Origin of the sequence: Methanocaldococcus indicus (assembly GCF_049554935.1) — an archaeon.
Lineage (GTDB): Archaea > AGJL01 > Methanococci > Methanococcales > Methanocaldococcaceae > Methanocaldococcus > Methanocaldococcus indicus.
The window spans coordinates 998,779-1,015,536 of record NZ_CP186926.1 but is presented as its reverse complement, the minus strand read 5'-3'; the positions used below and the strand labels follow the sequence as shown (position 1 = coordinate 1,015,536).

The 16,758-nt window shown below is 28.8% G+C and carries 16 protein-coding genes, 1 pseudogene and 1 CRISPR repeat array; of the genes and pseudogenes, 5 read left to right on the top strand and 12 right to left on the bottom strand.

The window, feature by feature from the left end; translation table 11 throughout:
• Positions 1-200: 200 nt before the first annotated feature.
• Positions 201-1,199 (top strand): anthranilate phosphoribosyltransferase, encoded by a 999-nt coding sequence (trpD, locus tag ACPB8Q_RS05770; protein WP_423792233.1) that lies wholly within the window; start codon positions 201-203, stop codon positions 1,197-1,199.
• Complete coding sequence (locus ACPB8Q_RS05765) at positions 1,189-1,404, top strand: hypothetical protein (RefSeq protein ID WP_423792232.1); 216 nt, start codon at positions 1,189-1,191, stop codon at positions 1,402-1,404. Before trpD ends, ACPB8Q_RS05765 begins: the two co-directional genes overlap by 11 nt.
• Here ACPB8Q_RS05765 and ACPB8Q_RS05760 read toward each other — a convergent pair.
• Positions 1,399-2,349, bottom strand: coding sequence for a SufB/SufD family protein (locus ACPB8Q_RS05760; RefSeq protein WP_423792231.1), 951 nt, complete (start codon positions 2,347-2,349; stop codon positions 1,399-1,401). The genes ACPB8Q_RS05765 and ACPB8Q_RS05760 overlap by 6 nt on opposite strands.
• 1 nt (position 2,350) lies before the next feature.
• Complete coding sequence (locus ACPB8Q_RS05755) at positions 2,351-3,073, bottom strand: ABC transporter ATP-binding protein (RefSeq protein WP_423792230.1); 723 nt, start codon at positions 3,071-3,073, stop codon at positions 2,351-2,353.
• A 121-nt stretch (positions 3,074-3,194) separates the two neighbouring features.
• Between ACPB8Q_RS05755 and hmdB the strand changes: the two genes are divergently transcribed.
• Positions 3,195-4,259, top strand: coding sequence for a 5,10-methenyltetrahydromethanopterin hydrogenase cofactor biosynthesis protein HmdB (gene hmdB / locus ACPB8Q_RS05750; protein WP_423792229.1), 1,065 nt, complete (start codon positions 3,195-3,197; stop codon positions 4,257-4,259).
• Between the two features lie 11 nt (positions 4,260-4,270).
• On the top strand, positions 4,271-4,921 hold the full coding sequence (locus ACPB8Q_RS05745) for a thymidylate synthase (protein ID WP_423792228.1): 651 nt from the start codon (positions 4,271-4,273) through the stop codon (positions 4,919-4,921).
• On the opposite strand, the gene leuB is transcribed toward ACPB8Q_RS05745, so the two are convergent.
• From leuB to ACPB8Q_RS05710, 7 genes and pseudogenes are all read right to left on the bottom strand, one after another.
• Positions 4,916-5,914 carry a bifunctional 3-isopropylmalate/3-methylmalate dehydrogenase gene (gene leuB / locus ACPB8Q_RS05740; RefSeq protein WP_423792227.1) on the bottom strand — a complete coding sequence of 333 codons (999 nt, stop codon included), beginning with the start codon at positions 5,912-5,914 and terminating at the stop codon, positions 4,916-4,918. The genes ACPB8Q_RS05745 and leuB overlap by 6 nt on opposite strands.
• Positions 5,915-5,994: 80 nt before the next feature.
• Positions 5,995-6,396: a PIN domain-containing protein gene (locus ACPB8Q_RS05735; protein ID WP_423793415.1), complete on the bottom strand. Its 402-nt coding sequence runs from the start codon at positions 6,394-6,396 to the stop codon at positions 5,995-5,997.
• A gap of 10 nt (positions 6,397-6,406) precedes the next feature.
• The gene (locus tag ACPB8Q_RS05730; protein ID WP_423792226.1) at positions 6,407-7,342 is read right to left on the bottom strand and encodes a DNA integrity scanning protein DisA nucleotide-binding domain protein; all 936 of its coding nucleotides are present in this window, start codon (positions 7,340-7,342) and stop codon (positions 6,407-6,409) included.
• A 16-nt stretch (positions 7,343-7,358) separates the two neighbouring features.
• On the bottom strand, positions 7,359-8,207 hold the full coding sequence (gene cofF / locus ACPB8Q_RS05725) for a coenzyme gamma-F420-2:alpha-L-glutamate ligase (protein WP_423792225.1): 849 nt from the start codon (positions 8,205-8,207) through the stop codon (positions 7,359-7,361).
• Positions 8,204-9,419 (bottom strand): annotated as a pseudogene (hisS, locus tag ACPB8Q_RS05720) (histidine--tRNA ligase). Before hisS ends, cofF begins: the two are co-directional and overlap by 4 nt.
• Positions 9,420-9,435: 16 nt before the next feature.
• Complete coding sequence (locus ACPB8Q_RS05715; RefSeq protein WP_423792224.1) at positions 9,436-10,215, bottom strand: sugar phosphate isomerase/epimerase family protein; 780 nt, start codon at positions 10,213-10,215, stop codon at positions 9,436-9,438.
• 462 nt (positions 10,216-10,677) lie between these two features.
• Positions 10,678-11,455: direct repeats of the CRISPR family, unit length 30 nt; unit sequence GTTAAAATAAGACCGTCCCGGTATGGAAAT.
• Positions 11,456-11,555: 100 nt separating this feature from the next.
• Positions 11,556-11,972: a hypothetical protein gene (locus ACPB8Q_RS05710; RefSeq protein ID WP_423792223.1), complete on the bottom strand. Its 417-nt coding sequence runs from the start codon at positions 11,970-11,972 to the stop codon at positions 11,556-11,558.
• Between the two features lie 155 nt (positions 11,973-12,127).
• Between ACPB8Q_RS05710 and ilvD the strand changes: the two genes are divergently transcribed.
• Positions 12,128-13,783, top strand: coding sequence for a dihydroxy-acid dehydratase (ilvD, locus tag ACPB8Q_RS05705; protein ID WP_423792222.1), 1,656 nt, complete (start codon positions 12,128-12,130; stop codon positions 13,781-13,783).
• A gap of 17 nt (positions 13,784-13,800) precedes the next feature.
• Here ilvD and carB read toward each other — a convergent pair whose 3' ends face one another.
• The 3 genes from carB to ACPB8Q_RS05690 all read right to left on the bottom strand — a co-directional run bounded on the left by carB (position 13,801) and on the right by ACPB8Q_RS05690 (position 16,668).
• Positions 13,801-15,249 (bottom strand): carbamoyl-phosphate synthase large subunit, encoded by a 1,449-nt coding sequence (carB, locus tag ACPB8Q_RS05700; protein ID WP_423792221.1) that lies wholly within the window; start codon positions 15,247-15,249, stop codon positions 13,801-13,803.
• A 98-nt stretch (positions 15,250-15,347) separates the two neighbouring features.
• On the bottom strand, positions 15,348-16,010 hold the full coding sequence (locus ACPB8Q_RS05695) for a selenouridine synthase SelU-like subunit (protein WP_423792220.1): 663 nt from the start codon (positions 16,008-16,010) through the stop codon (positions 15,348-15,350).
• Positions 16,011-16,014: 4 nt separating this feature from the next.
• Positions 16,015-16,668, bottom strand: a complete 654-nt coding sequence (locus ACPB8Q_RS05690) for a selenouridine synthase SelU-like subunit (RefSeq protein ID WP_423792219.1) — start codon at positions 16,666-16,668, stop codon at positions 16,015-16,017.
• Between the last annotated feature and the right edge of the window lie 90 nt (positions 16,669-16,758).

Sequence of the window (16,758 nt, the reverse complement as noted above, 5' to 3'; positions counted from 1 at the left end):
TATTATGTTTTTTTGGGTGGGTAACCTATGTTAGGAATGAACCCACCCTTTTTATAAACCCTACCCACAAGGCGGCCTGGCTGAGTTGGCGTAATGCTAACGATGAAGTTTATAGGTTTTCCAAGGGTAGGGACATTATTTTTATTACTAAATTATATTAATTACTGTTTTTTATAATGTTCTATTAGGGGCATGATAAGATGATATTAGAGAAATTAGTTAATTTTAAAGATTTGAATATTGAAGAAGCTAAAAATTTAATGAATAATATAATGTCTGGAAAGCTGAAAGATACTGAGATAGCTGCTATATTAACAGCTCTAAGAATGAAAGGAGAAACCATAGATGAAATAACAGCTTTTGCAGAAGTTATGAGAGAAAAAGCTATAAAAATTTACCCTAATGTAGATAAACTTATTGATGTCTGTGGGACTGGTGGAGATAAGTTAAATACATTTAATATAAGCACAACAGTTACATTTGTTATTTCTCCATATATAGCTGTTGCTAAACATGGGAATAGAGCAGTTAGTAGTAAAAGTGGTAGTGCTGATGTTTTAGAAGAGTTAGGGATAAATTTAAATGTTCCACCTGAAAGGGTTAAGGAAAGTATTGAAAAGATAAATATAGGCTTTCTCTTTGCCCCTATTTACCACAAAGCTATGAAATATGTAGCTCCTATTAGAAGAGATTTAAAAATTAGAACAGTCTTTAATATACTTGGTCCATTAACTAACCCAGCTAATGCAAACTATCAGCTTTTAGGAGTTTATAGTGAAAATTTAGTAGATAAGTTAATATATGTATTAAAAAATCTTGGTTTAGATGGAGCTCTTGTTGTTCATGGCTCTGGAATGGATGAGATAACATTAACAGGAAAAACAAAAATAGCTGAGCTAAAAGATGGAGAAGTAAATATTTATAGTATAGAGCCAGAAGATTTTGGATTTAAAAAAGTTGATATATCAGAATTGAAAGGAGGGAATAAAAAAGAGAATGCTAAAATAATTTTAGATATATTAAATGGTGAGGAAACAGGAGCTAAAAGAGATATAGTTATTTTAAATGCAGCTTATGCTTTATATATTTCAGGAGTAGCTAAGAATATAGATGAAGGAATAAAACTTTCTGAGAAATCAATAGACTCTGGAAAGGCATTAAAAAAATTGTATGAATTAAGGGAGTTTTATGAAAGTTGAGAAAATTATGAAAAAAGTTTTTGAAGAAGAATTGAGAGAGCTTGAGAATGAGCTAAATAAATTATTTAAAAAATATAATGTAAAAACAATAAAAGAGTTAAAATATGTTGCAAATGAAGAAGATTATAAAAGAGCATTAGAATTAACTGAAAAAATTGACAAAGTTATTAGTTGTTTGAGAGAAGTCAATGTAAAAGCTTTATAAATCCTCTCCTAATAACCCTTTTACAATAAGTTCTGTTGCTTCTTCTTCATCTAAACCTTTTGCCATTAAAGTCTCTAATTGTTTTTTATCTACACTACCAATAGCTGCCTCATGTGTTATTCTTGCCTTCTCATTATTAACTACAACTATTGGTATAGATTCTACTCTTGCATTTCCTTTTATAATCTCTGTACAGTCAATATGTCCTTTACAATATTCAGCATTACCTTCTATTTTTAATTTTAATGTTAATTTGGCATTATCTTTTGCAGCTCCTTTACTTCTTAACATTGCCTTAGCTTCTTTACCATTTAGTTTAACAATCTCATCAATATTTATAATGTCATCTTCAATAGCATATGTTTTTGTCATTATATCTACTATTGAGTTAGATTTTGCATCAATCTCTTGGAATATTTCTAATTTTCCAACTCTACCCTTTGTAAGATTAAATTCAGATATATATATTCCCCCTTCATCTACAACAACTTTTACATTTGGTTTAACTAATATATCTCCTTCTTTTCCATGATAATGCACTTCTTTGTAACTAAATTTAGCATTTTTACCAATTTTTATATTCCCATACATAATATGTTTTACATTTCCCTTTAAAAATGAGCAATGAGACATTAGAGTAATCTCAGAATTATCCTCTAAAATTATATCTGTATGAATCTCTTGAATAACATCTTTCTGAGTTACTCCAAAACACATATGTATTGGTTCTTTAAACTTATAACCTTCTTTTACAGTTATTTTAGCATATATTTTGTTACCTTCTGTTTTTCCTTCAATTATTAAACCTTCTGCATCTTTAACATCTACTATTTTACATTCTTTAACTATAATCCTTGGTCCTTTTCCATGAACAATTTTTTCTGGTTTTTCAGATGTGTATTTTAATGCTTCTAATATTTCTAATATTTCTTCTTTAACACTCATATTATCCCAATTTATAGCACTTTCCACATCTTTCTTTGTAGAATTTTCCTACTTCTTTTGGATTTCCAGTTTTTATAATTTCTCCATTACATAATAGAGAAGCTCTATCTGCATGCTCAGCTAATTCTTCTCTATGAGTAATAACCAATAAAGAAGTTCCATTCTCTTTTAAATAATCAAAAACTCTCTTAATTTCATCAAAGGAAACTATATCAATTCCACTATCTGGCTCATCTAATATTGCTAAATCTGGCTCCATACATATAATTGATGCCAACTCTATCCTCTTTCTTTCTCCACCACTTAATGTTTCATCAACATATCTATTTAAATACTTATCTGGGTCTAAATTAACTAACCTTAATGCTTTAATTATTTTGTCATTAGCTTTGTCAGGATTTTTCTCCTTCATTCCTAATTTTAAATATGTCTTAACTCTAATACCTTCAAATCTTGCAGGTTCTTGCCAAGCTAATGTTAATCCCTTCCTTGCTCTTTCATAAATTGGGAAGTTATTTATTACTTCTCCTTTAAAGATAATTTCCCCACCACTTGGAGTATAGCCTGATACACCCATTAGAGTATATGCTAATGTTGATTTTCCAGCTCCATTTGGTCCAACAATTGCATGAATTTCATTTTCTTTTACATTAAGATTTACATTTTTTAATATTTCTTTTCCTCCTCTAATAACTTTTAAATTTTTTGTTTCTAAAATATTCATAAATTATCCCATATTATCTCTTTTTTTATACAGTATATAAATTTGATAAAGTATATAATTTTTTGTTAAGTATATACTTAATATTCCCTATATTTAGAAAATTAATAATTATGTGGTTATTATGGACTTATTAGCAATTGTTGAAAGATTTGAAGAATGTAAAGAAAACCCTTATTATCTAAAAACTGGATTAATTGATGAAGAAGAGGCTTTAAAACTTTTTAATATTAATAATTGGAGAGATTATTTAAAGCTGTTCTCAATATCCTCTGAAGTTAGAGATTATTTTAAAAAATATATAGAGATAACTTCAACAATCCACATTACAAATATTTGTCATATAAATCCTAAATGTAAATACTGTGGATTTGCTGCTGGAACATCTAAGGAAGGTTATTATGAAAGTTTTAGATTGTCTGATGAAGAGATTAAGAAATGTGCATTAGCAATTGAAAAGAGTGGAATAAAAAGAGTTAGTTGTTCATCAGCTCATGGATATAGGGGGAAAGAAGTAATAAGAGCTTTGAAAATTGTTAAAAAACATACAAATTTAGAAGTTTTAGTTAATGCAGGTGCTGATTTAGATGAAGAAGCTATAAAAGAACTAAAAAAGTATAATGTAGATACCATATGCTGTAACTTAGAAACTATAAATGAAAAACTTTTTAAAGAGATAAAACCAGGAGAAGAATTAGAGGATAGAATAAGAGTATGTAAGTTAGTTAAAAAGTATGGAATAGAGTTATCTTCTGGATTGTTGTTGGGGGTCGGAGAAAGTTATGAAGATAGAGTAAATCATCTGTTCTTTTTAAAGGAGTTAGATGTTGATGAAATACCAATAATGGGATTTAATCCATATAAAGGCACTCCTATGGAAAATGTTAAAAGATGTTCTTCATTAGAGCAAGCAAAAACTATTGCTATCACAAGATTACTCTTTCCAAATATAAGAATAACTTCACCATCTCCAACTATTCATCCAGAGTTAATTCAGTTCTCTTTATTTGCAGGATGCAGTAATATAGCAACAGTTATTCCTAAAAATTATCCAAGAGTTGTAAAAGGTGTGGGTAATCCAAAAACTGCCAATTTAGATGATGTAGTTGATAGAATATTAGAACTAAATTTAAATCCAAAATTAGATTGGGACAAATTTAAAAAATATAAACAACTAAATAAAAATTAAATGGTGATGTTTTGCTATATATAAAAAAGCCATCTGTTTATTCAGTTTTTGATGAACTTATATACAAAATACTAAATGAAGGAGATGATGTTGAGACAGAATTTGGAGAGCCTACAAAAGAAATAAGAAATACAATAATAGAGATAACAAATCCAAACTTAAAGAAAGTTCCTGAAAAATATCCATTAGGTAAGAAAGCAGTTGATGACTATATTAATCATCTACTCTATGGCTCAAAAAATGAATTTAGTTATGACTACCATCAAAGATTATTTAAATATCCTTACAAAGATGAAGAAATTAACCAGATAGAATATATAATTAATAAATTGAATCAACAAAAAAATAGTAGAAGAGCTTTAGCAATAACATGGAATCCAAAAATAGACATTGAAGTTAGTAAAGATGAAAGAGGTTCTGTTCCCTGTTTACAGTATATACAATTTTTAATTAGGAATAATAATCTATATATGACAGTCCTTTTTAGGAGTAATGATGCTTTTTTAGCATTTCCAGCAAATGCTTTGGGTTTAATAGAGTTGGGACATTTAGTAGCTAAAAAAACAAATACTAAATTTAAAAGTTATCTTCATCATGCTGTTTCTATGCATATCTATATAGAAAGAGATAAAGATATGTTAAAAAAGAGTGGATTTTTATAATTCAACTCTTTTAGCTATTTCTTCAGCCATTTGCATAGTAGTTAAATTACCACCTAAATCAGGAGTTGTTAGTCCTAAGGATAAAACTTCTTCTAAAGCTTTTTCTATTTTGTTAGCTGCTTCATACTCTCCTAAATATCTTAACATTAAGACTGCTGATAAAATAGTAGCTGTTGGATTAGCAATTCCTTTTCCAGCTATATCAGGAGCAGAACCATGAACTGGTTCAAATAAACCATGCTCATCACCAATATTTGCAGAAGGAGCTAAACCTAAACCTCCAACAGTCCCAGCAGCTCCATCAGAAAGAATATCTCCAAATAAATTAGATGTAACAACAACATCAAATGTTTGAGGTCTTGTTATTATATACATGTTCATAGCATCAATATAGACATCTTCAGCTTTTATATCTTTATAGTTTTCAGCTACTTTATAAAATACTCTCTTAAATAACCCATCAGTTATTTTTAGAACATTAGCTTTATGAGCACAGGTTACTTTTCCTTCTTTACCTTCTTTTTTTCTATCTTTTGCCAATTCATATGCAAATTTAAATATTCTCTCAGATGCTTTTTCAGTTATAACTCTTGTTGCTGTTGTTATTCCTTCATCAATCTCTGCCTCTATTCCCTTATATAGTCCTTCTGTATTTTCTCTAACTATTATATAATCAATGTCCTCTCTTAGACATTTAACTCCTTTATAAGCTTTAACTGGTCTAACATTTGCATAAGTATCTAAAATGTGTCTTAACTTAACAATGACATCAGCAGCTGTCTCTCCAGCAGCTCCAAATAATACAGCTTCACATTCTAATGCTGTCTCAATTGTCTCCTCTGGAAGAGCTACACCTAATTTTTCATAAACTTCATCCCCTGCCTCTGCATATACAAACTCAAAAGGTATTCCAGTAGCTTCTAAAACCCTAATAGCAGCAGGAACTACCTCTTTACCAATACCATCTCCTTCAATAACACAAATTTTATGCAAGCTCTCACCTTTTGATTTTCAATGTTAAGAATAAAATAAAAACCTTATTATTTTAAATATAAGTTTTTACTATCATACTTTTATACCATACCAAAAACTTCAAAATATTTTTTTTGTCTAACCACCATTATAGGTATATTCTCTTCCAAAAGTTTATTTTTTAGTTCTTTATCATTTGTTGCAACAATAACTCTATCCTTATGTTTTTTAGCAAATTCCAATATTGCTATATCAGCCTCTCCATCAATATCTGTCTCTACTAATTCATAGTTTTTAATTTTATTTAATGCTAACTTTATAGCTAATTTTTCTTTACCTTTTAAATCTTTATTTTTTAGGAGATACTCCAATTCATCTTTAACTTTATCTAAAATAATAATCTTATATTTTGTATTTATAGCTCTCTCTATTTCATAATCTAAGTTAATTTTGTGCTTAAAAGTGTAGATTAAAAAGTTTGTATCTGGAACAATATATATTATAAGTCATCACCTATTCCTCATCCTCTAAGATAAAGATTCTATCAATTGGGTCTATCTCAGCAACTATTTTACCATCTTTAAATATTCTAACTACTCCCCCAGATTCAGATACAGTTATAGCTATTGCATCTGTCTCTTTTGTTATACTTGCAGCTGCTACATGTCTTGCACCTAATCCTTGTGGAATGGATACATTTCCTTTACTTTCTAAAAACCTCCCAGCAGATATAACTTTTCCATCATCTGTAATAATAAAAGCTCCATCAATTGAGGAAAGTTCTTTTACTGTTCCTTTAACATTATCATCAAATATAGATGCTTTATGTCCTGCAAAAGGATTTAATATTAAAGGTTTAGATTTAGACATCACATTTAAAGAATCACCAATAATGAATATTGTTCCTACTTTTTTTCCTTCTCTACCTTCTCTACCTAATTCAATAGCCAACTTTAAAACTTCTTTAACAGTTTTTTTAAGTTTTTCATTAAGCAAATTGAAAAATTCATATAATTTAATATTATCAATATATTCTTTAACAAAAACAACAGTTATTGTATCTAATCTACCTTCAACTTTTGGCTTTCCTAATATAGCAACTAAAATACTATCTGACTTTATAATTTTTTTTTCTAAGGCTTTTAAGATTCCTGCTGATATAATAAGGTGTTTAGTATCTTCAGAGTATTTTATATATAGAGGGATAATATTTGATGATTCCTTTAAAACTTTTTTATATAAGTTTTCATTTGAAGTGGCTACAATTATTTTAAATGAATTGTTAAATATTTTCTCAATTATTGGAAGTTTTAGCTTTTTTTTAGGTTTATTATCTAAATATTTTAATAAAAGTTCATAAGACATTCCTGTCTCTGTGAATAGCATAACTCCATCTGCCTTTATATCATAAGCCAACTCAATCCCATGCCTTAAAACATGCTCAATCATAAATAAAACCTAACTTCTATTTTTTGGCATATTCTACTAAAAGTTTGGCTATCTCTTTATCAACATTTTTATTCAACTCTCTAAATCCCTTAGTCCCTGGTGCAGAATTTAGCTCTAAAACATAATAGCCATCTTTTGTAGGTAGAATATCTATTCCTAAAATTGGAGCTTCAACTAAAGAATAACATTTTTCAACTATATCCTCAATATCTTTATTTAATTCTACATTTTCAACTTTATTCCCTAAATATAAATTAGTTCTAAAATCCTTACTAACTCTACTATAAGCTCCAACAATCTCTCCATCCAATACTAAAACTCTAATATCTTTAAATACTCCATTTGATTTGAAATCAATATATTCCTGAACTAATATAGAATCCCAAAGAGCATTTTTTGTTAGATTTTTGAGCTCTTCTAAATTATTTGCTTTAAAAACAGTTTCTCCACATTTTGAAAAATTGCTCTTGACAACAATTGGAAAATTTAGATTATTCTTTTCCATAAATTTAATAGCATCTTCAAAATCTCTAACTAATGCTGTCTTAGGAACTAAAACCTTTTTTTTTAAAATCTTTAATGTCTTGAATTTGTCAGATGTTAAATATACTATATCTAAAGGATTTATAAACTTACAATCCAAAGAGTTCATAAACTGCCAGGAGTAAAGAGTTATTCTATTATTATAAAATCCTATTCCACATCTTGGATGTATTAAATCGCACTCTATATTAAAATCTAAGTCTAAAATATAGTTATTACTATTTAACAAAAAAATATTACATTTCTCACCTAATTTATTTACTTCTCTTTTAATTCTATATATTGTTTCACTTTTTCCCTCAGGAGATAAAATTACTATCATTCAATCTCCTCAATAGAAACTGTTTTCTGTTCTCCTGTTCTTAAATCTTTTATAGTTACTTTATTTTCTTTTATTTCTCTTTCTCCAACAATTATAACCTTTGATATTCCTTTATTGTTTGCATAGTCAAGGGCTTTTTTTAACTTTCTGTTCATAACTTCAAACTCAACAATTTTTCCCTTCTCTCTCAACAGTTTAGCAATTTCCAAAGCTTCTTTTATTAATTCTTTTTTTAGAGGAACTATTAAGTATCTTTCTTCCTCTATATCTACATCAACATATAACATAATTCTATCAAATCCATAAGCAAATCCTACAGCTGGAACACTTTCATTCCCAAATGTTTCTATTAAGTTGTCATATCTTCCTCCACCACATATCTGCTTTCCCTTACAGTATATTTCAAAAACCATCCCAGTATAGTAATCTAAACCTCTTGCTATTCCTAAGTTTATTGTATAGTTATCATAATATAGATAGCTTAAAATCTCTTCTAAATTTTCAATAGCTTTTAAAGAATCTTCAAAATCTTTTAACATCTCTTTTAATTCATCTAATACATCCTTTCCTTTTAGATTCAATATATCAAATATTAAATTTTTCTTATCATCATCTAAGATAGTAGATAAATATTTATCTAAATTTTCATAATCTTCCTTATCCATCAATCTCCTTATTTTTATTTCATCTTCTTCTGAAATATTAAATTTCTTAAATATTCCTTTTAAGATACCTAAATGACTTATGTGGATATCATAATCTAATTTTATTTTTTCTAAACCATCCATAGCTAAGTTAATAACTTCACTATCTGCTAAAGGGCTTTTTGAGCCAATCAACTCACAACCCATCTGCCAAAACTCTCTATATCTTCCATGCTGAGGATTCTCATACCTAAAACAGTTTGCAAAATAATACAATCTAAGTGGTTTTTGTAAGTATCTTAGTTCATTTAAATACAATCTTGCCACAGGAGAAGTTAGTTCAGGTCTTAAAGCAAGTTCTCTGCCTCCATAATCTTTAAAGACATATAGTTGTTTTCTTATCTCCTCTCCAGTTTTTTTAGCTATTAATTCAAAGTGTTCAAAAGTTGGAGTTAATATTTCTTCATAACCATAACTTTCAAAAACTTCTCTTAATTTTTTTTCTATATATCTCCTTTTTTTTCATCTCCTCAGGAAGAAAATCTCTTGTTCCTTTTGGTCTCTGCATATTCTCACTAAATTTTTTAAATTTTTTTAAGAATATCCATTATGTTTTTTCTACTTTTTATGGCATCTCTTATATTTTTATTTTCTAATGTTAGTATTCCTTTATAATTTATCTTTTTCAACTCTTTAAAGAATTCTTCAAAGTTAATATTACCTTCTCCAACAGGAAGATGTTCATCCTCCACTCCATTATTATCATGGATATGAATATGGACAATCTCCTTATTTATAAAATCTTTTACATCACCAACTGTATTAGCATGACCTACATCCAAAGTCATTTTTAGATGTTTTGAGTCAATTTCTCTAATGATTTCTAAAACATCCTCTAACTTTTGGCAAAGTACTCCTCTAAAATTTGGCATATTTTCTAAACCTAAAATTATATCATAATCCTCTGCAATTTCAACAATTTTTAAAATTGTTGTAAAGTTGTTATCTAAGATATCATCTTTAAAATCTTTCCAAAGTTCTGGAATATAGCCAGGATGTATAACCACAATATTGGCATCTAATTCATAAGCTCCTTCAATAGCATCACTAATACATTCTATAACCAACTTCCTAACTTTTTCATTCATTGATGCAGGATTTAGGTCAGAGAATGGAGCATGGACAGTATATGAAATATTATACTCATCTCTAAATCTTAAAAGTGTCTTTATATTTTTTGGGGTAAGGTAGTGGTGTCCTTCACAAACTACTTCCCAATATTTAAAGTTATTCTCTACAATCTTCTCTATAGATGATTCCAACCTTTCTGGCAAAAAAACTAATGATGATATTGCAAACTCCATAATTTTTCACACAATTCGTTATTTTTTTATTTGTGTATCTAAAAGATTTTTAATAAAAACTTAACGATTTCATTAATTTAAATATTCAGATGACAATTATCACGCTAAAAATTTTTATTTTTTGATTTTATTGGATTTTAGAAGGATATTTTTAATTTAGAGGATTTTTAGGGAAATTCAGAGGGGGTCTATATTTTTAATATTCTATATATTTTGATTATATAATTTACTGAGATTTTTTGAAGTTTTTTGTTGTTTCTTTTAATATTTAAAAATCCCTGATAAATTGGTTTAGTTTTTAGATATAAAAAGTTTTTAATTGAAAAATATGGAATAGAAAGATTTTTATAAAAGTTCGATGGTATATAAATGAATAGGGAAACCTACCCTTCGAAAATTTTAGCACCAAAAAGCTTATATATGGGAACGTTGCTATATTATTATGTCTAAAATGTGCCTCCTGTTAAAATAAGACCGTCCCGGTATGGAAATTTGATAATTTCAGAATTTACTTTTTTAATTAGTTCAGTTAAAATAAGACCGTCCCGGTATGGAAATAGATATGTGTTAGTATATCCACCAGCCTTTTCCAGAGCGTTAAAATAAGACCGTCCCGGTATGGAAATGACATATAGTTTTTTACATTCTTCACAGTCATGGTTAAAATAAGACCGTCCCGGTATGGAAATTAGGTATGTCAAGTGTATCTGGTGTTGCTAAACCTAAGTTAAAATAAGACCGTCCCGGTATGGAAATTGCATTTTTAAGCCCTATTTTTTTGCATCCAGACATTGTTAAAATAAGACCGTCCCGGTATGGAAATTTGGACATCATCAACAGTAATTTGGGGAGTGTAATCACTAGTTAAAATAAGACCGTCCCGGTATGGAAATCTCAATTCAAATTCAATGCCAGGGAGGCACCCCTCGTTAAAATAAGACCGTCCCGGTATGGAAATACTGTTTGATAAATCAAATGGCTTAGCTGGGAGGTTTCCAAAGAATAAGTTAAAATAAGACCGTCCCGGTATGGAAATGGGTTAAATCTACGAGATGTGTGGGTTTTTAATAATAAGTTAAAATAAGACCGTCCCGGTATGGAAATGGGTTAAATCTACGAGATGTGTGGGTTTTTAATAATAAGTTAAAATAAGACCGTCCCGGTATGGAAATATTGGATAGGCTGTGCATAGAATATGACATGGCAGTTTGTTAAAATAAGACCGTCTCGGAATTGAAATTCTCTATTTTTTTAAAAAAGTAAATAATTTAATTTTTTACTCAGAAAGTCAAAATATTTAAATAGACAAATAAAGAAAATAAAAAAAATAAAAAATAATTTTAGTAGTTAAGTTCATCTAACAATTTGTTAATAATATACATTAATATTTCTTCTTTTATAGCTCTACTTCTAATTTTCTCAGCTACTTTTAATGCAGCTCTATATTTCTTAACATCTGCTAATTTCATAGCTATTTTTTCTAAGTCTGTCTCAGTTCTAATTTTCTCAGATATGGCTAAAGCTTTTTCAATGTCTCCTTTTTCAATGTATGCAATAGCTATTTTTCTTAAAACTTCATCTCTTAAACCACTTGATTTTATATTTTCAGCTACTTTTAAAGCTTCATCTAAGTATCCTTTCTCTACTAAACTTAAAGCTACAATTTCTAAATTTGCATCTCCTTTTATTTCATCTATTTTCTTTAACACTTCCTCTATTTTTCCTTCTTCAATTAATTTGATTATTTCACTAACCATATATTTTCACCTTTTTTCTTTCTAATTTCTACTTAATACTCATTTGGTATATAAAATTTACTATTTTGTGAAAATTTGTAACACAACTATGAACATAGTATTTAATAATATTAACTTACATATCTTTTAAAATTATCAATTTGGAGGGGAAATTAATGATAAGTGATAGAGTAAAGAAAGGGATTGAGAGGGCTCCACATAGAAGTTTGTTAAAAGCATGTGGATATACAGATGAAGAACTTGAAAAGCCATTCATTGGTGTTGTAAATAGCTTTACTGAAGTAGTTCCAGGACATATTCATCTTAGAGAGATTGCAGAAGCTGTTAAAAAAGGAATATATGCAAGTGGAGGGACAGCTTTTGAATTCAACACTATGGCTATATGTGATGGAATAGCAATGGGACATGAAGGAATGAGATACTCACTCCCATCAAGAGAGATTATAGCTGATACTGTAGAAAGTATGGCAAAGGCTCATGGATTTGATGGATTAGTTTTAATTCCATGTTGTGATAAGATAGTCCCTGGAATGATAATGGGAGCTATAAGGACAGGATTGCCTTTTATAGTTGTTACAGGAGGAGCAATGTTCCCAGGAGAATGTAAAGGGAAGAGAGTAGATTTAATATCTGTATTTGAGGGTATTGGGGAGTATAAAGCTGGGAAAATTTCTGAAGAAGAGTTAAAAGAGCTTGAAAACAATGCATGTCCAGGAGCTGGAAGTTGTGCAGGTTTATTCACAGCCAATACTATGGCATGTATAACAGAGGCTTTGGGATTATCTCTCCCTTACTGTGCTACTTCACATGCAAATACAGCAGAAAAAATAAGAATTGCTAAAAGAAGTGGTATGAGAATTGTGGAATTAGTGAAGAACAATATAACTCCTGATAAAATCTTAACAAAGGAATCATTTGAAAATGCTATATTAGTAGATTTAGCTTTAGGTGGTTCAACTAACACCACTCTACATATTCCTGCAATAGCTTATGAAATTAAGCCAAAATTTATAACTTTGGATGACTTTGATAGATTGAGTGAAGAAGTTCCTCACATTGCCTCTTTAAGACCTGGAGGAGAGAATTTTATAATTGATTTACATAAAGCAGGAGGAATTCCAGCTGTTTTAAAAGTTTTAGAAGAAAAAATTAGAAAAAATTGTCTTACTGTTAGTGGAAAAACTGTTGGAGAAATAATTAAAGAAGTAAAATATATAGATTACAATATAATTAGACCAATAGGCAATCCTATTCACAAAACAGCTGGAATTAGAATTTTAAGAGGTAATCTTGCTCCAAATGGGGCTGTTGTAAAAATATCAGCTGTTAAAGAGAGTATGTATAAATTTGAAGGTTATGCTAAGGTTTATGACTCTGAGGAAGAAGCTGTTAAAGCTATATTAAATGGAGAAATTGAAGGAGGAGAGGTAGTAGTTATAAGATATGAAGGACCAGCCGGAGGTCCAGGAATGAGAGAGATGTTGGCTCCTACATCAGCTATATGTGGAATGGGATTAGATGATAAAGTAGCTTTAATAACTGATGGAAGATTTTCAGGTGGTAGTAGAGGACCTTGTATAGGACATATCTCCCCAGAGGCTATGGCAGGAGGACCAATAGCAATAGTTGAGGATGGAGATATAATAAAAATAGATATGATTAATAAAAGATTAGATTTAGATTTAGATGAAGAAGAAATAAAAGAAAGATTATCAAAATGGAAAAAGCCAGAGTTAAAGGTTAAAAAAGGATATCTATATAGATATGCAAGATTAGTATCATCTGCTGATGAAGGAGCTGTTTTGAAATAAAAATTTTAAAAACTAATTTAAGCATTTAATTTTTTTATTTCATTTTTTAAGCTTTCTAATTCTTTTTTCATATCAACTATATTCTTAATCTTTTTAATAAAGAACTCATCTATATTAGTAAATTCAACAATTTTCTCAACACTCCAACCTTTTTCTAATGCCTTAGCTATAACAAAGATTCTTTCATCTGTTGGATTCTTTAAAATATCCTCTATTTCTTCATCAGAATAATCTTTATCCTTCCCATCTCCAATTAGCCCAAATCTTCCAATATCTAAACTTCTAACAGCTTTTTGAAGAGCTTCTTCAAAGCTTCTACCAATTGCCATAACTTCTCCTGTAGATTTCATAAATGTGGTTAATCTTTTATCCACCTCTTTAAATTTATCAAATGGCCATCTTGGAATCTTAACAACTACATAATCAATTGTTGGCTCAAAACTTGCAGGAGTTTTTTTAGTAACATCATTAATAATCTCATCTAATGTCTTACCAATTGCTATTTTAGCAGCTACTCTTGCTATTGGATATCCTGTTGCTTTACTTGCTAAGGCAGAACTTCTTGAAACTCTTGGATTTACCTCTATAATCCTATATTCAGTTAAATCTTTATTAACAGCAAATTGTATATTACAACCTCCTTCTACTTTCAGATGTCTAATAACCTTAATAGCTGAATCTCTTAGTTTTTGATAAAACTCATCTGGAAGTGTTTGTATAGGAGCAACTACAATACTCTCTCCTGTATGTATTCCCATAGGGTCTATATTTTCCATACCACAGACTATAATACATGTGTCTTTTTTATCTCTCATAACCTCTAACTCAAACTCTTTCCAGCCAAGAACACTCTCATCAATTAAAACCTGGTTGATTATTGAAAGTTTAAGACCTTTCTCAACTATGTCTATTAACTCCTCTCTATTATGAGCTACTCCTCCTCCAGTACCTCCTAAGGTAAAAGCTGGCCTTACTATAACTGGATATCCTACTTTTTCAACAAATTCTAATGCTTCTTCAACTGAATTAACAGCCTTTGATTTCGTTACTGGTTCATTAATTTCTTCCATAGCTTTTCTAAATAACTCCCTATCTTCTGCTGTTTCAATTGTTTTTATAGATGAACCTAACAACTTAATTCCATATTTATCCAATATTCCTCTTCTATGTAATTCCAAAGCTAAGTTTAGTCCTGTTTGTCCTCCCATTGTTGGTAATATTGCATCAGGTCTCTCTTTTTCAATTATCTTCCCAACTATATTGGGATGTAAGGGCTCTAAATAAACCTTGTCTGCCATTTCAATATCTGTCTGAATAGTTGCTGGATTTGAATTTACTAAAATTGTATATATTCCTTCCTCTCTTAGGGCTTTACATGCCTGAGAGCCAGAAAAGTCAAACTCAGCTGCTTGTCCTATAACTATTGGACCAGAGCCAAAAATCATAACTTTATTATAACTCTCCATATCTCCACCTATATATTTAAATATTTTGTTTTAACAGTCCAAAATTTTTTATTTTTTTATTTTTGTAATAATATTACCAAAAACTATATATCTATTTATTATAAACATTGTTTATAAGCTTTAAAGCCTCCAATTAATCTTTTAACATTAAAGCCTAAAAGTCTTAGTATTAAAGAGACAGCCTGGCTTCTAATACCACCTTTTGCACAAAAGACCACAATTGTTTTACTTTTATCTAACTTTGTTACTTCTCTCATAATTCTACTTATACTACTTTCAACAATTCTTGCAGCTAATTCTAAAGCTTTATCTTTACCTTCATTTTTATAAATCTTACCTATAAGCTCATACTCATTATCTAAAAATAAAGGTATATTTATAGCATTTGGTATAGTTCCATTTTTATACTCTTTTGGAGACCTAACATCAACAATAATAACATTGTCTTTTATTTTTTCTAATTCATCCACTGTTATTAACTCATCTGTTAGCTCTTTTCCTATGCTATCTAAAAACCTTTTGATATTTATTGGTTCAAAATAAATTTTATATTGGTTAAATTCAGCTACTTCAATTTTTTTATTTTTAATAATTTCTCTTGATTTATTTAAAATAAATGATGCCAACTCACCACTAATTTTTCCAGCAAGAATTTTTTTTCCATCAGTAATCATTTTTCTACCATCATTCAATACAATTGATAAAACAACACCACTATCTCCTTTAAAAGTTAGTAATCTTGCTAAAATTTCTTCATCCAAAATTTCACCTGCCTAATAATTTAGATTTTATAAAGTCATCAATAATTTTCACATATTTATCTAAATTATTATCTTCAATATATACTACTAAATCTGGCTGTATTTTTTTTAAAGTTCTTAAATAATGAAATCTGTAAAGTTTTTCTTCTATTAACATAGCTGCATTGTAGTAATCATCATTTTCAATTAGTTTTATAGCTTCATCTATTGCTTTTAAAATTTCCTCTTTTTTTAATGATTTTTTTAGTAATTTAAACCTTGAAATTAAAATTCTTTTTTCTTTTTCATTTTTTGGAGTGTATTGTCTTACTAACCTTTTTATTTGACATTCATAAGGACATTCTATCAATATCTTATATGTGTAATTGCCTAAATTTGCTAATAATTCAGGAATTTTTAATCTTTTTACTCCACCTATAAACCTTCCTTCATATTCAACAATACAGTATCCTCTTTTTTCAGCTTCTTTTATTTGTTTATATAGCTCTTTTTCAAACTCCTCCTGGTTCCTTTGTTTTAGGTGGTATAAGTTACCTAATACACTACCTCTTGTATTTGCACATTCTTCAATATCTATAACAGGATGATATTTTTTTAATTTTCTTAAAATTTCAGTTTTTCCACAACCTGTTTTACCAAATAATCCAAAGATAATCATTAAATCACCAAAACACATATATTTAATTTATAATAAAACCAAAGGTTAGATTAAATCTTTTAAATTAGATATTCATTAAAAATATTAAAA

Bases quoted from the DNA above. Each gene is read 5' to 3' on its own strand.
- trpD (WP_423792233.1), top strand. From the start codon at position 201: ATGATATTAGAGAAATTAGTTAATTTTAAAGATTTGAATATTGAAGAA.
- ACPB8Q_RS05765 (WP_423792232.1), top strand. From the start codon at position 1,189: ATGAAAGTTGAGAAAATTATGAAAAAAGTTTTTGAAGAAGAATTGAGA.
- ACPB8Q_RS05760 (WP_423792231.1), bottom strand. From the start codon at position 2,349: ATGAGTGTTAAAGAAGAAATATTAGAAATATTAGAAGCATTAAAATAC.
- ACPB8Q_RS05755 (WP_423792230.1), bottom strand. From the start codon at position 3,073: ATGAATATTTTAGAAACAAAAAATTTAAAAGTTATTAGAGGAGGAAAA.
- hmdB (WP_423792229.1), top strand. From the start codon at position 3,195: ATGGACTTATTAGCAATTGTTGAAAGATTTGAAGAATGTAAAGAAAAC.
- ACPB8Q_RS05730 (WP_423792226.1), bottom strand. From the start codon at position 7,342: ATGATTGAGCATGTTTTAAGGCATGGGATTGAGTTGGCTTATGATATA.
- cofF (WP_423792225.1), bottom strand. From the start codon at position 8,207: ATGATAGTAATTTTATCTCCTGAGGGAAAAAGTGAAACAATATATAGA.
- ACPB8Q_RS05715 (WP_423792224.1), bottom strand. From the start codon at position 10,215: ATGGAGTTTGCAATATCATCATTAGTTTTTTTGCCAGAAAGGTTGGAA.
- ACPB8Q_RS05710 (WP_423792223.1), bottom strand. From the start codon at position 11,972: ATGGTTAGTGAAATAATCAAATTAATTGAAGAAGGAAAAATAGAGGAA.
- ilvD (WP_423792222.1), top strand. From the start codon at position 12,128: ATGATAAGTGATAGAGTAAAGAAAGGGATTGAGAGGGCTCCACATAGA.
- carB (WP_423792221.1), bottom strand. From the start codon at position 15,249: ATGGAGAGTTATAATAAAGTTATGATTTTTGGCTCTGGTCCAATAGTT.
- ACPB8Q_RS05690 (WP_423792219.1), bottom strand. From the start codon at position 16,668: ATGATTATCTTTGGATTATTTGGTAAAACAGGTTGTGGAAAAACTGAA.